The 12,629-nt window shown below is 64.5% G+C and carries 16 protein-coding genes; 13 read left to right on the top strand and 3 right to left on the bottom strand.

The genetic code is table 11. The annotated features are described in order from the left end of the window. Positions 1-389: pyruvate kinase (locus BUA69_RS07525; protein WP_244547459.1), on the bottom strand; the 389-nt coding region annotated here is incomplete at its 3' end. Then, on the bottom strand, positions 386-964 hold the full coding sequence (locus tag BUA69_RS07520; protein WP_072866498.1) for a DUF1036 domain-containing protein: 579 nt from the start codon (positions 962-964) through the stop codon (positions 386-388). The genes BUA69_RS07525 and BUA69_RS07520, both read right to left, overlap by 4 nt. A gap of 172 nt (positions 965-1,136) precedes the next feature. Between BUA69_RS07520 and BUA69_RS07515 the strand changes: the two genes are divergently transcribed. The 13 genes from BUA69_RS07515 (at position 1,137) to phnE (BUA69_RS07455) (ending at position 11,736) form a co-directional block, all read left to right on the top strand. After that, positions 1,137-1,400 carry a DUF2312 domain-containing protein gene (locus BUA69_RS07515; protein WP_046135474.1) on the top strand — a complete coding sequence of 88 codons (264 nt, stop codon included), beginning with the start codon at positions 1,137-1,139 and terminating at the stop codon, positions 1,398-1,400. Between the two features lie 228 nt (positions 1,401-1,628). Then, positions 1,629-2,384: a phosphonate metabolism transcriptional regulator PhnF gene (phnF, locus tag BUA69_RS07510; protein ID WP_046135473.1), complete on the top strand. Its 756-nt coding sequence runs from the start codon at positions 1,629-1,631 to the stop codon at positions 2,382-2,384. After that, entirely contained in the window at positions 2,377-2,820 is a 444-nt protein-coding gene (phnG, locus tag BUA69_RS07505) for a phosphonate C-P lyase system protein PhnG (protein ID WP_046135482.1), read from the top strand. The genes phnF and phnG overlap by 8 nt, the downstream gene beginning before the upstream one ends. Then, a complete protein-coding gene (phnH, locus tag BUA69_RS07500) occupies positions 2,820-3,359 on the top strand; it encodes a phosphonate C-P lyase system protein PhnH (RefSeq protein ID WP_046135472.1) in 540 nt (179 codons plus the stop codon). Before phnG ends, phnH begins: the two co-directional genes overlap by 1 nt. Further along, positions 3,359-4,441 (top strand): carbon-phosphorus lyase complex subunit PhnI, encoded by a 1,083-nt coding sequence (locus BUA69_RS07495; RefSeq protein ID WP_046135471.1) that lies wholly within the window; start codon positions 3,359-3,361, stop codon positions 4,439-4,441. Before phnH ends, BUA69_RS07495 begins: the two co-directional genes overlap by 1 nt. Continuing rightward, a complete protein-coding gene (locus BUA69_RS07490) occupies positions 4,438-5,352 on the top strand; it encodes an alpha-D-ribose 1-methylphosphonate 5-phosphate C-P-lyase PhnJ (RefSeq protein ID WP_046135470.1) in 915 nt (304 codons plus the stop codon). The genes BUA69_RS07495 and BUA69_RS07490 overlap by 4 nt, the downstream gene beginning before the upstream one ends. Beyond that, positions 5,349-6,170: an ATP-binding cassette domain-containing protein gene (locus BUA69_RS07485; RefSeq protein WP_046135469.1), complete on the top strand. Its 822-nt coding sequence runs from the start codon at positions 5,349-5,351 to the stop codon at positions 6,168-6,170. The genes BUA69_RS07490 and BUA69_RS07485 overlap by 4 nt, the downstream gene beginning before the upstream one ends. A gap of 8 nt (positions 6,171-6,178) precedes the next feature. After that, positions 6,179-6,913, top strand: a complete 735-nt coding sequence (locus BUA69_RS07480; RefSeq protein WP_046135468.1) for a phosphonate C-P lyase system protein PhnL — start codon at positions 6,179-6,181, stop codon at positions 6,911-6,913. Further along, positions 6,900-8,087 carry an alpha-D-ribose 1-methylphosphonate 5-triphosphate diphosphatase gene (locus BUA69_RS07475; RefSeq protein WP_046135467.1) on the top strand — a complete coding sequence of 396 codons (1,188 nt, stop codon included), beginning with the start codon at positions 6,900-6,902 and terminating at the stop codon, positions 8,085-8,087. Before BUA69_RS07480 ends, BUA69_RS07475 begins: the two co-directional genes overlap by 14 nt. A gap of 57 nt (positions 8,088-8,144) precedes the next feature. Beyond that, positions 8,145-8,972, top strand: coding sequence for a phosphonate ABC transporter ATP-binding protein (gene phnC, locus BUA69_RS07470; RefSeq protein ID WP_046135466.1), 828 nt, complete (start codon positions 8,145-8,147; stop codon positions 8,970-8,972). A 36-nt stretch (positions 8,973-9,008) separates the two neighbouring features. Continuing rightward, complete coding sequence (gene phnD / locus BUA69_RS07465) at positions 9,009-9,932, top strand: phosphonate ABC transporter substrate-binding protein (protein ID WP_046135465.1); 924 nt, start codon at positions 9,009-9,011, stop codon at positions 9,930-9,932. A gap of 59 nt (positions 9,933-9,991) precedes the next feature. Beyond that, on the top strand, positions 9,992-10,903 hold the full coding sequence (gene phnE, locus BUA69_RS07460; protein ID WP_143154452.1) for a phosphonate ABC transporter, permease protein PhnE: 912 nt from the start codon (positions 9,992-9,994) through the stop codon (positions 10,901-10,903). Between the two features lie 2 nt (positions 10,904-10,905). Further along, positions 10,906-11,736, top strand: a complete 831-nt coding sequence (gene phnE / locus BUA69_RS07455; RefSeq protein WP_046135464.1) for a phosphonate ABC transporter, permease protein PhnE — start codon at positions 10,906-10,908, stop codon at positions 11,734-11,736. Positions 11,737-11,738: 2 nt separating this feature from the next. Here the strand turns inward: phnE (BUA69_RS07455) and mepA are convergent, their stop codons facing one another. Next, complete coding sequence (gene mepA, locus BUA69_RS07450) at positions 11,739-12,593, bottom strand: penicillin-insensitive murein endopeptidase (protein ID WP_082093844.1); 855 nt, start codon at positions 12,591-12,593, stop codon at positions 11,739-11,741. Positions 12,594-12,629 lie beyond the last annotated feature (36 nt).

The following is a 12,629-nucleotide window of genomic DNA, read 5'->3' as shown; positions in this document are numbered from 1 at the left end:
TTGCCGTCGTCGAGCAGCAGGCGGTCACCGACCGAGACGCTTTCGATGATTTCGGGATGGGGCAGGTAGACGCGCTCGATGGTGCCGGGCGCATCATTGCTGTCGAGGGTAAACGTCTGGCCGGCGACCAGCTGGATCGAGCCTTCGGCGAACTTCCAGACGCGCAGCTTGGGGCCCTGCAGATCGACCAGGATGCCGAGTGGATGGTTCAGCGTCTTTTCGACATTGCGAATGCGCTCGACCGTCTGGCGCAGCACATCATGGCTGGCATGGCTCATATTGATCCGGAACACATCCGCGCCAGCGCGCGCCAGTTCTTCGATCATCTTCTCGTCCTGGCTCGCAGGCCCGAGGGTGGCGAGGATCTTCACGCGTCTCATGCGTCTCATTGCGTATCGGTACTTTCGGTCGTTGGCGTGTCGGTCGGGGTCAGCGGCGCGTCGATAGTTACATCGTCGGGGTCGACAAGAAAGGCAGGATCTTCCATGTCTTCTGCGCCCTCGGGACCGACGACACGGGGGGTGCCGGCATTCTCAGTCAGCTGCAAGGTCCAGTCGGTGCGGCTTTGGGTATCGATTTCAAAGAACCCGGTGCGCTCATAGCCCCGGGCGAGGCAATCCTCAACCCCGAATATGGTGAAGGTCTCATCGCGGGTGCACATGAAGACCGATCCGTCCCAGGCGCCACCCCCCACATCATCGACTGCATAGATGTAATAGAACCGGCGCTCCAGCGTGCCCTGATAGAGCACGCGGCAATCGCCGGGAGGGGCCTGCCACCAGCCCTCGCTCATCCAGCCGCGATCGGCGCGATAGCCGAGGGCGACGGAGACCATATTGGCGGTTTCGTTGCAGACGCGCAGGTCTGCTTTCGCGGGGGCCGCGAACAACAGCATGCTCGACAACAGCGTGCCGACAAGGGTCAAGCCGAGACGGATCATGGGAAAATGCGTGCCGGAATTCATGGAAAATCGTGCCTGTTTGAGCGTAATGGAGCGTTCGCGTCAATGGCTAATGGCCGGTTTTGGCCGAATTGCGGGTATGGGGGGAACGTCGGTGTGGATTGGACACGAAAGCGCTTGAACCGCGCGCCATGCTGGGGTTGAACCATGGCTCAAAACGAAGAGGACTTTTGGCATGGCCGACGAGAGTGTAGCCCAGGACCAGCTGCGGGCGTTCATCGAGCGCATCGAGCGCATGGAAGAAGAAAAGGCCGCTATCGCTGCCGACATCAAGGAAATCTATGCCGAAGCCAAGGGCAACGGCTTTGACACCAAGGTGATCCGCGAGATCGTGCGCATCCGCAAGCAGGATGCCAGCGAGCGGCAGGAGCACGAAGCTATTCTGGAGCTGTATATGTCGGCTCTGGGCATGGTCGCTGGTCCCGCCAACGACGATTGATCGTTCGCCTGTGTGCGACGAGCCTATTATCCCGCCCGCCGGCTGTTGCTGACGGGCGGTATTTTTTTGGCGCGCTCGATCTCTGCGGGCCGGGCGCCCGCCTGGCAATGAAAGAGCGCTTCCACCCCCACAATCTGGCGGTGGCGTGAAGCTGCCGTTTCCGAGTTGCCGTCACTGCCATGTCATCCAGCGCGGCTAGAACCCACTCATTCGAATGAGTGGGTGAAGATGCGCAGACAGGGCAAATCGTGGGAAGACGTCCGCGACCAGATCAGCCAGGAAATTACCGCCGAGCATCTGGCGCCCGATGCGCGGCTGCCGTCCGAGCCCGATCTCTGCGTGCTCTACAACACCCGCCGCCACTCGCTGCGGCGGGCGCTGGCAGCGCTGGTGGCGGAGGGCAAGCTGCGGGTCGAGCAGGGGCGCGGCACCTTTGTCGAACGGGCGCCGCTGCTCAATTATGTGATCGGCTCGCGCACCCGTTTCCGCGAGAACCTGATGGCGCAGGGGCTGACCGCCTCGGGCCAGGCGCTGTCGGAACTGCAGATATCGGCCAGCGCCCGCATTGCGGCGGCGCTGCGCCTGCCGGTCGGGGCGCCGGTCTTTGCCATTTCCCGCCGCGGCTTTGCCAATGAGCTGCCGATCAGTGTCGGCTGGGCCTATCACGACGCCCTGCGCTTTCCCGAAATGCTGGAGCGGCGCCGCGCCAATGTCTCGGTGACCGAGGTCTATCGCGCCTATGGCATCGCTGATTACCGGCGGCTGCGCACCACCATCTTTACCCGCCTTGCCACCGAACATGAGGCGGGCCTGCTGATGTTGCGGTCGGGGCAGTCGGTGATGATCGTCCAGAAAACCGACGTCGATCCCGCGGGCAATCCGATCGGCTTTTCCGAGGCGGTCTGGGCCGGTGATCGCGTGCAATTCACCTTTGAAAATGACCAACCGTCCGTGCGGGCGGATGAAAGGAGCCATGATGTTTAACGACAATGCGGGCGGTGGCGGCGAACACGCGGCGGAACTGAACATTCTGGCGCGGGCGCGGCCGGAGCGGCTGAAGGCGCTGGCCGAGACGGTGCTGGATGGGATGGACGCGATCACTGTCGTCACCAACCGCACGGGGCTCGTCATGGTGCCGATGCGCGATACGGTCGAGAATGTGGATTTCCACCTGGGCGAGGTGTTGGTCAGCGAGGCCGAGATCGCCGATGCGGCTGGAACAATCGGCTATGGCATGGTGACCGGGCGTGACCTCGAGCGGGCCATGGCGATGGCCGTGATCGACCTGCGGCTGGCCGGGGCAGGCCATGACGACGCCATTGCGGCATTCCTGTTGAGCGAGGGGGCGTTTCTGGCGGCCCAGGATGAGCAGCGCATGCGCCAGGTTGAGGCCACGCGCGTCGAAATGGAGACGTTCTGATGCTGACCATTGCCGCCCCCGACGCCGCGGAAGCCCGCTGCAATGCCACGTTCGAGGCGCTGATGTGGGCAATGGCCCGGCCGGGCGCGCCGCAGGCATTGCCGGAAACCGGGCTGGCCGCCGTGATCGAAACACTGGTCGATATCGAATGCACGATCTTTGCTGATGACGCGGGATTGCGCGCCTATGCAGCCGATACCGGGGCGCGGGTCACCGGCAATCCAGCCGATGCCGATCATGTGTTTCTCGACAGTCTCGATGCGCCCGAAGCGCTCCTGATCGCCATCCCCTGCGGCAGTGCGCTTTATCCCGATGATGGGGCGACAGTGGTGGCGCTGGCGCCGCATGGCGTCGGCCATCGCCTGCGGTTGCGGGGGGCGGGCATTGACGGGGTGCGCGAGGTGACGCTGGGCGTACCGCCGGCGTTCTGGGCGCTGCGGGCGCAGTTATGCTGTTATCCCGAAGGGTTCGATCTGTTGCTGGTGGACGGGCAGGCGGTGATCGGCATTCCGCGGTCGAGCCTGGTGGAGGTGCTCTGATGGCCTATGTAGCAACGCGTGGCGGCGAGAAGGCGATCGATCAGGCAGAGCGGCTGTTCCGCGCCGATCTCGGCACAATCGATGCGGGCCGGGTCGAGGCGATCCGCCAGTCCATGCCCTATCTGGTGGACCGGGTGATGGGCGAAGCCTCGCTCTATAGTGAGGAACTGGCGGCGCTGGCGCTGGCGCAGACGGGCGGGGAATTGTCCGAGGCGGTGCTGGTGCTGCGGGCCTGGCGCACGACGCAGCCGCGCATCGCCGTGGCCCGGCCGGTGCGGCAGGGTGAGCTGCTGACCCAGCGCCGCATCTCGGCGGCGTTCAAGGATATTCCGGGCGGGCAGATCCTCGGGCCAACGCTGGATTACTCGCACCGGGTGCTGGCGACCGATGTGCTGGAAGGCACGCCATTTGTGCCGCCGCCAGTGGACGCCGCCGAGCGGGCGGCACCGCAGCGGCAGCCCTCGCTGGCCGATTGGCAGCGGGCGCAGGGGCTGGTGGCGCCGGTCGATGAAGCCAAGGTGGCGCCGCAGGATATTCCCGACCTGACGCGTGAACCGCTGCTGTTTCCGGCGTCGCGGGCGCATCGGCTGCAAAGCCTGGCGCGGGCGGAAACCGGCGGCGTGCTGGCGCTGGGTTATGCGGCAATGCGCGGCTATGGCAATGCGCATCCGACGGTCAATGAATTGCGGTTGGCCGAAGCCGAGGTGGTCGTCACCCATCCGCGCGGCACGCAGTTTTCAGCCGGCCGGGTGCGGGTCAGCCAGGCCGAGGTGACCTCCAAGGAAAAGGGCGGCTATCTCGAACTGGGCTATGCCGCGACCTTTGGCTGGAACGAGGTCAAGGTCATCGCGGCGGCGACGCTGGATCTCAACTCCGACGAAGCGCCGGTCGGCTCGGCCATGCATGAAGAGTTCTATCTCTACCACACCGAGAGCGTGGAGGCCTCGGGCTTCTGCATCCACTTCAAGCTGCCCCACTATGTCACCTTCCAGTCTGTGCTCGATGCGATGCGCGACGCCAAGGCCAAGGAGCCGGTGGCAACTGCACCGGCAGAAGAACTTCAGACGGAGCCCGCGGAATGAGCCTTTCCACTCTCACCAAGCCCTGGGCCGCAACCAGCTATGGCTTTCTCGATGCCTCGGCCAAGCGCGAGCTGCGCCGCAAGATGCTCAAGGCCATCGCGGTGCCCGGCTGCCAGATGCCCTATGCCAGCCGCGAAGTGCCGATGGCGCGCGGCTGGGGCACGGGTGGCCTGCAGGTCACGCTGACGCTGGTCAATCCGGCCTCGACGATCAAGGTCATAGATCAGGGCGCCGATGATGGCGTCAATGCCGCCTCGATCCGGCGCTTTATCAGCCGGGTTTCCGGCGCGGCCGAGACCTGGGATACGCTTGATGCGTCGATTGTGCAGTCGCGGCACCGGGTGCCGGAAGAAACGCTGGGCGACAGGCAGATCCTCGTGCTGCAGGTGCCTAATCCCGAGCCTTTGCGCGGGGTCGAGCCCAATATCTCGATTGCCCGGCAGATGCATGCCGATGCCGATTACGGCAAGCTATGGCTGACGCTTTACGAGCAGATCGTGCGCAAGGGACGGATCATGCAGGGCGCGGCCTATCCCAGCATGGTCAATGGCCGCCATGTCATGACGCCATCGCCGATCCCGCGCTGGGACGTGCCCAAGCTCAATATGGCGCGGCACCTGACCTTCCTGTCGGCCGGTCGCGAGAAGCGCCTGTTTGCCGTGCCGCCCTTTACCCGAGTGGAGCCGCTGGTGTTTTCGGATCGCCCCTATCGCGTCGAGGATCATGCCGATCTTGTCTGCCGCCGCTCCGGTGTCTCGGGCTATTTCATGAATGAATTGCCGATCGATGGCGGTGGTTCGGCCTTTGAAGTGTCGGACAGCAATCTGGGGATCAAGGCTATCCAGCAGGCAGAGGGCGGGGAGGCCGCCATCGGGCCGACCTGGTATCGCAATGGAGAGTTTTCGGCATGAGCATGGATCTGGGCCTGCCGGCGCTGGAGCGCGCCGCGCCGCAACTGATGCGGGCCGAACCCATCCTGACCATGGCGGGCATTTCGCGCCGCTATGGCGATGTCACCGCTTTGCGCAATGTCGATGTCACGGTCTATCCCGGCGAGGTCATGGGCATTGTCGGGGAAAGCGGCTCGGGCAAGTCGACGCTGCTGCGGATGATGAATCTCGAGGATACGCCCGATAGCGGGGACTATCGCCTGCGCCTGCCCAGGCGCGACGATGGCAATCTGTTCGACCTCGCCCGCTATGAGCGGCGGATGCTCTGCGCCCGCCATATCGGCATCGTCTATCAGAACCCGCATCTGGGCCTGCTGATGCGCCATAGTTCCAGCGGCAATGTTGCCGAGCGGCTGCTGGTCGCCGGGGAGCGCAGTTTCGAGGTGTTGCGGGGCAAGGCGCGCGAGGCGCTGGAGGCATCCGAATTTCCGCTGACGCGCATGGATGCCCGGCCCATCGAGCTATCGGGCGGCATGCAGCAGCGTGTGCAGTTGGCCAAGGCGATTGCGCTGGAACCGGCGCTGCTGCTGCTGGACGAGCCGACCACGGGGCTGGATGTGAGCGTACAGGCGCTGGTGCTGGATACGCTCAAGCGCCTGCAGCGGGACCGCAGGATCACCATGGTGCTGGTCAGCCATGACCTCGGCGTCATCCGCACCATGGCCGACCGGGTGATGGTCATGCGCCATGGCGAAGTGGTGGAGGAGGGCCTGGCCGATCAGGTGTTCCAGGACCCCCAGCACGCCTATACCCAGCAACTCGTCCACGCCAAATTGTAGAGGGCGCCATGACCGCACCAATGCCGCTATTGCGGGTCGAAGGGCTGAGCAAGACCTTCCGCATGTATCACCTGGACGCTATGCTGCATGCCTTCGAGGGCGTCAGCTTTGATCTGTTCAAGGGCGAATTCCTGCTGCTGCGCGGCCATAATGGCGCGGGCAAATCGACATTGCTGCGTACCATCTGGCGCAGCTATCGGCCGGTGGCAGGCCATGTCTGGTATCAGTCGGGGCTGGGCGATATCGACCTCGCCAATGCCGCCGACGTCGATATTGCGCTACTGCGGCGCCGCGAGATCGGCTTTGTCACCCAGTTCCTCAATGCCCGGCCACGGGTGGCGGCGCAGGATATCGTGGCCGAGCCGCTGCTGCTGGCGGGTTATGGGCAGGCCGAAGCGCTGGAGCAGGCGCGGCACTGGCTGGACCAGTTCGGCGTGCGGCCGGAGCTGTGGCGGGCTTATCCCAGCACGTTTTCGGGCGGCGAGCAGCAAAAGGTCAATCTGGCGCGGGCCCTGATCCTGCCGCAGCGGCTGTTGCTGCTGGACGAACCAACGGCATCGCTCGACGTTGGTGCCCGCGCGGCGCTGGTGCGGCGCTTGCGCGATCTCAAAAGTCAGGGCGTCGCCATTATCGGCGTCTTCCATCACCCCGGCGACGTGGCAGAATTGATTGACCGAGAGATCAATCTGGCGACACGTGTCGTTTCCGAACAAACCGAGAGGGAAGACCATGTGGCTCTCTGATTTCCGTATCGTACTGGCCGACCGCGTCATCCCCAATGGGGCGCTGCGCATCGAAGACGGGCTGATCGCCGAGATCAGCGAAACCCCAATTGGTGCGGCTGATGTCCGGGGCAATGGCCTGATCCTGATGGCCGGGCTGATCGACATGCATGGCGACATGATCGAGCGCGAGATCGAGCCGCGTCCCGGCGTGCGCATGCCGATGGAACTGGGCCTGCGCGATCTCGATCGCGGTCTTGCCACGGCCGGTGTGACCACCGCCTATGCGGCCGTGTCGTTCAGCCCCGGCTCGACCTATGGGCATATGCGCTCCTATGACTTTACCAGCGCCATGATCCGCGCCCTGCGGGCGCATCGCGATATCCTGCTGATTGATCATCGCGTGCATGCGCGGTTCGAGGTGACCTTTCCTGCCGCCCTGTCGGTGGTGAAGGAACTGATTGCCGAGGGCGCGGTGGATCTGGTGTCGCTCTGCGACCATACGCCGGGGCAGGGGCAATATCGCGACCTCGACCTGCAAGCGGCCAATATGGCCAAGTCCAAGGGCATTTCGCTGGAGCAGGCCGCCGAAGCACTGCAGCGCCGGATCACCGAGCGGCAGGAATCGGCGGGCGATTTGACCGCGACGCTGCGGGCCATTGCGCAATATTGCGCCATGCATGGCGTTGCCGTTGCCAGCCATGACGACGACACCGTCGCGAAGGTGGCGCTCATGCAGAATCTCGGGGCCAATATCAGCGAATTCCCGGTGACGCTGGAAGCGGCACAGGAGGCCCGGGCCCGGGGCATGGTCAATGCGATGGGCGCCCCCAATGCGCTGCGCGGCCAGTCCTATTCCGGTAATCTTTCGGCGCGCGAGGCGCATGCCGCCGGGCTGCTCGATCTGCTCGCGGCTGATTATCATCCCTCGGCCATGTTGCCGGCCATTCTGGTGCTTGCCCAGACCGACCCGCTGGGCCTGCCCGGTGCAGCGCGGCTATCGACGCTCAATCCGGCGCGGGCGCTGGGTCTGGAAGATCGCGGCGAAATCCGGGTGGGTCTGCGCGCCGATCTGCTGATCGCCGACGATGCCGGGGTGGGCCATGTCCGGGCAACCCACAGCAAGGGCGTGCCGGTCTATTCGGATGGCACAGTATCGATGAACGGCCGCGTCACGAGCATGTCATTCGAATGAGTTAATGCTGTCATTGAGAGCGGCTAGTCTCAGATCATAGCAAACCACAGGTGGGATATGCTGGAACTGAACAAAGTCACGAAGCGATTTGGTGACACGGTCGCGGTCAATAACGTCTCGCTCAGTTTTGCGCCGGGCCAGATGGTCGGGATCATCGGGCGGTCAGGCGCCGGCAAGTCGACGCTGCTGCGCCTGATCAATCGCCTGACCAGTATCGGCGAAGGCAGGATCACCTATGGCGATATCGATGTGGCGGCGCTGGAGGGTAAGCAATTGCGAGCCTGGCGCGCCCGTTGCGCCATGATCTTCCAGCAGTTCAATCTGGTGAACCGGCTGGATGTGCTGACCAATGTGTTGATCGGACGCATCGGCACGGCGGCGACGCTGCCGGTGATGTTCAAGCGCTTTCCGGCGTCCGACCGCGCCAGTGCCGTCATGGCGCTGGACCGGCTGGATCTGCTGCCTCAGGGATTGCAGCGGGCCGATACGCTCTCGGGTGGGCAACAACAGCGCGTCGCCATTGCGCGGGCGCTGATGCAGAAGCCCAGCCTGATCCTCGCCGACGAGCCGATTGCCTCGCTCGACCCGCGCAATGCCCGGCTGGTTATGGATGCGCTGCACGCCATCAACAAGCAGGACAAGATCACCGTCATCTGCAACCTGCACACGCTCGACGCAGCGCGCGCCTATTGCGACCGCATTGTCGGCATGGCGCATGGGTCGGTGGTATTTGACGGTTCCCCCACGCAGCTGACCAGCGCCGTGATCCAGCAGATCTATGGCGATGAGAGCGAAGATGCCGTGGACGAGACACTGACCTCGACCATGGGTGCACAATTGCCGGTGCGCACCGCCGCCGAACGACATCTGGAAGCGGCGCACTAGGCGCCGCCAACCCTACCCAACACCCGGAGCTTTATCATGCACTCTTTCGTGCGCCGCAGCCTTGCGGCCGTACTGATCACGGCTGCCTTCATCGCCCCTGCCTGGGCCCAGGACTGGCGCGCCCAGTTCCCCGAGCTGACCATCGGCATCTCCTCGTCGGAGAACGAAACCGATGCCATCGCGCGCAACCAGCCCTATGCCGATTATCTGAGCCGCGAACTGGGCGTGCCGGTCAAGATCGTGCGCGGCACCGACTATGCCGCGGTGATCGAGGCCATGCGTTCGGGCCATGTGCAGATCGCTTCGGTTGGCCCGGCGGCCTATGCCCTGGCCCGTAAGGTGATTGGCGAGGCGGTGGCGCCGGTCGCCATCACGCTCGATGGTGCCGGCAATCGCGGCTATTACTCGGTGATCGCGGTGCGCGCCGACAGCGATTACCAGACGCTGGAAGACCTCAAGGGCAAGTCCTTCGCCTTCGCCGATCCCAACTCGACCTCCGGCTATGCGGTGCCGTCCTACTATCTCTCGACGGTGCTGGGCACCAATGCCGACGAGTATTTCGGCGATGTGGCGTTTTCGGGTGGCCATGAGCAGAGCGTCATGGCGCTGACCAATGGCACGTTCGAAGCCGTCGCCACCCATTGGCGCAACGAGACCGCCGGCAATATCCAGACCATGGAAAAGAAGGGCCTGATCCCGGCCGGTTCGACCCGCATCATCTGGAAATCCCCGGTGATCCCGAACACCCCGGTGATGATCCTGACCAGCCTGCCGCAGGCGCTGCAGGATGAGTTCAAGGCTGCGCTGCTGGCTTTCCCGACCAAGGATGCAGAAGGCTTCAACGCCTATCAGCGCGGCGAATCCAGCGGCTATGTCGAGGCCAAGCACGAGGACTATCTCGATGTGGTCGCCATCACCGAGCACAACGCCGCCGACCGCCGCCGCAACGCCGGCAACTGACCGCAGCAGCACTGACCGGCACGCCCCGCGTGCCGGTCTTTTGTTTGGAGGAAGTGCTTATGTCCGCAGTCAGTCCGGCAGGCAGCCCGCTTGCCGCAAACCGGCAGGGCGAGCGTATCGCCAGCTTCGAGGGCCGCTATCGCCGCGAGCAGAATGTCCGCCGGCTGTGGACGCTGGGTTATGGCGCGCTGTTTGTGCTGGCATTGCTGGCCTCGGTTGCGGTCAGCGATTTCAGCATTCCGGGGCTGGTCCAGGGCCTGCCCAAGGCCTGGAACTACATTGCCGGCACCCTGCCCAAGCTGTCGCGGGCGACGCTGGGCGCGGACCTGGCCGACTGGTTCTGGGGGCTGCGCTATTGGCTGCGCCTGCTGTTTGAAACCATCCTGATGGGGTTCATCGGCACGGTGCTGGGCGGGGTGCTGGCGCTGGCGCTATGCTTTGCGGCATCGCGCAATCTCGTCACCAATTCGGCAATCTATTTCATGGCGCGGCGGACGCTGGAATTCCTGCGTACGGTGCCCGAACTGGTGTTCGCGCTGATCTTCGTCTTTGCCTTTGGGCTGGGGCCGTTTGCCGGGGTGCTGGCCATCGCCATTCACACCGCGGGATCGCTGGGCAAGCTGTTTGCCGAGGTTAACGAGAATGTCGACGAGCGGCCGCTGGAAGGGGTGCGCGCCGCCGGTGGCAATTGGCCGATGGTGATGCGGCTGGGCGTCGTGCCACAGGCGCTGCCCAATTATGCCAGCTACCTGCTGCTGCGGCTGGAAATCAATGTGCGCGGTGCCTCGGCGCTGGGCATTGTCGGGGCCGGGGGCATCGGGCAGGAGCTCTATGTCGCCATCCGGCAATTCGAATACACCGATATCTCGGCCATCATGCTGCTGCTGATCGCCACCACCTCGGTCATCGACATCACATGCGAAACCATCCGTCACCGCCTGATCGGCCATGACCTGACCGGAGCTGACTGACCATGGCCATCGCTCATCATGCCGATATCGCCCGGCTCAAGCGCACACATCCCGAAATCTTCACCCGCCCGCTGGGCGAGCGGCTGCGCAACTGGGCCTTGTGGCTCGGCTTTGCATTGGCGGTGGGGTTCTCGCTCTGGTGGATCGATGCTTCGCCGATGCGGGTCATCAATGGCCTTTCCAAGCTGGGGATGCTGGTGGGGCTGATGGTGCCGCCCAATCCAGGCGACGGCTTCTGGGACTTTTCCTATGCCATGCTCGAAACGCTCGCCATGGCGTTTCTCGGCACCATCATCGCCGCGGTGGTGGCGGTGCCGCTGGGCTTTCTCGGCGCCAAGAACATCGTGCCGAACTGGGTGTTTCATTTCACCATCCGCCGCTTCTTCGATGCCTTTCGTGGCATTGATGGGCTGGTCTGGGCGCTGATCTTCGTTTCGGCGGTCGGGCTGGGCCCGTTTGCCGGGGTGCTGGCGATTGCGGTGGGCGACATGATGGTGCTGGGCAAGCTCTTTGCCGAGGCCATCGAGAATGTCGACAAGAAGCCGGTCGACGGGGTGCGGGCCTCAGGCGGCGGCGGGCTGCATGTGGTCCGGCTCGGGGTGCTGCCGCAGGTGTTCCCGGTGATGACCAGCCATGTGCTCTATTTCTTTGAATCCAATGTGCGCTCCGCCACCATTCTGGGCATTGTCGGCGCCGGTGGCATCGGGCTGCAGCTGTCCGATCGCATCCGCATCAACAATTGGCAGCAGGCGGCGTTCATCATCCTGATGATCCTCGTGACCGTCGCGGTGATCGACGCGATCTCGCGGCGTATCCGCGCCAAGCTGATCTGAACCTACTGGGCACCGATCACCGCGGCACAAGCCTTGGGCAGGTCGGCCAGGGTCAGCGGCGGGGATGGCGGGCTGGTGCTGGGCTTATAGGGCGCGTCGGTGAACCAGTAATCGAGTTCCTCGCCGCAGCCATCGCCCTGGGGCGCCGGGTCCTGATCCCTGCAGGCGGCCGCGCCGGCAGGACAGCTGAGGCGGACATGGAAATGGTCGTCATGGCCATACCAGGGGCGGATCTTGCGCAGGAAGCTGCGATCATGCCAGGCGATGGCGCAGAGCGAACGCTTGATGCCCGGGGCGACGAAGATGCGGGCGACACCCGGCAGCTGCGCAGCACGATAGAGCAAGAGCCGCTCGGGCTCGCCGAAGCGATTGGGGTCGATCTCACGGCTGCCCTTGCGGAGCACCGAGATGGCCGAGAGGTCTTCGCGCTCGCGGGCACTAAGGGTGTGGTCGGGCATGGGTTGCAGCCAGATATCGACATCAAGGCCGATCTGGTGGGAGGCATGGCCGCTCCTGGCCGGGCCGCCCCGGGCCTGTCCCATATCGCCCACAAGAATGCCGGGCCAGCCATCCTGGGCCGCCGATTGCGCCAGCGCGCCGATATAATCGACCAGTTCGGGCGCGCCCCAACGGCGGTCGCGCGACAGGCGCATGGCCTGCCAGCCCGGTCCGTCCGTTGCCAATTGCACGGCGCCGGCAATGCAGCCGCGCGCATAGCCACCAATGGGGGTCGCGGGGCCGCCAGTTGGACGGCTGACGGTGCCGAACAAGTCGCGGGCCGGCTGCTGGGCAAAGCCCGCGGTGGCAAAGCCGATAAGGGCCAGGGCGACCAGGATCAGGCGGCTGAGATGGTTCATCGTAATCCCCATGCGTGACGAGAGGGCAGTATAGCG

This window comes from Devosia limi DSM 17137, assembly GCF_900128975.1.
Lineage (GTDB): Bacteria > Pseudomonadota > Alphaproteobacteria > Rhizobiales > Devosiaceae > Devosia > Devosia limi.
Note: the sequence above shows the minus strand (reverse complement) of the source record. Positions and strands in the feature narration are given on the sequence as shown.

Coding starts and splice junctions, on each gene's coding strand:
- BUA69_RS07520 (WP_072866498.1), bottom strand. CDS start 964: ATGAATTCCGGCACGCATTTTCCCATGATCCGTCTCGGCTTGACCCTT.
- BUA69_RS07515 (WP_046135474.1), top strand. CDS start 1,137: ATGGCCGACGAGAGTGTAGCCCAGGACCAGCTGCGGGCGTTCATCGAG.
- phnF (WP_046135473.1), top strand. CDS start 1,629: ATGCGCAGACAGGGCAAATCGTGGGAAGACGTCCGCGACCAGATCAGC.
- phnG (WP_046135482.1), top strand. CDS start 2,377: ATGTTTAACGACAATGCGGGCGGTGGCGGCGAACACGCGGCGGAACTG.
- phnH (WP_046135472.1), top strand. CDS start 2,820: ATGCTGACCATTGCCGCCCCCGACGCCGCGGAAGCCCGCTGCAATGCC.
- BUA69_RS07495 (WP_046135471.1), top strand. CDS start 3,359: ATGGCCTATGTAGCAACGCGTGGCGGCGAGAAGGCGATCGATCAGGCA.
- BUA69_RS07490 (WP_046135470.1), top strand. CDS start 4,438: ATGAGCCTTTCCACTCTCACCAAGCCCTGGGCCGCAACCAGCTATGGC.
- BUA69_RS07485 (WP_046135469.1), top strand. CDS start 5,349: ATGAGCATGGATCTGGGCCTGCCGGCGCTGGAGCGCGCCGCGCCGCAA.
- BUA69_RS07480 (WP_046135468.1), top strand. CDS start 6,179: ATGACCGCACCAATGCCGCTATTGCGGGTCGAAGGGCTGAGCAAGACC.
- BUA69_RS07475 (WP_046135467.1), top strand. CDS start 6,900: ATGTGGCTCTCTGATTTCCGTATCGTACTGGCCGACCGCGTCATCCCC.
- phnC (WP_046135466.1), top strand. CDS start 8,145: ATGCTGGAACTGAACAAAGTCACGAAGCGATTTGGTGACACGGTCGCG.
- phnD (WP_046135465.1), top strand. CDS start 9,009: ATGCACTCTTTCGTGCGCCGCAGCCTTGCGGCCGTACTGATCACGGCT.
- phnE (WP_143154452.1), top strand. CDS start 9,992: ATGTCCGCAGTCAGTCCGGCAGGCAGCCCGCTTGCCGCAAACCGGCAG.
- phnE (WP_046135464.1), top strand. CDS start 10,906: ATGGCCATCGCTCATCATGCCGATATCGCCCGGCTCAAGCGCACACAT.
- mepA (WP_082093844.1), bottom strand. CDS start 12,593: ATGAACCATCTCAGCCGCCTGATCCTGGTCGCCCTGGCCCTTATCGGC.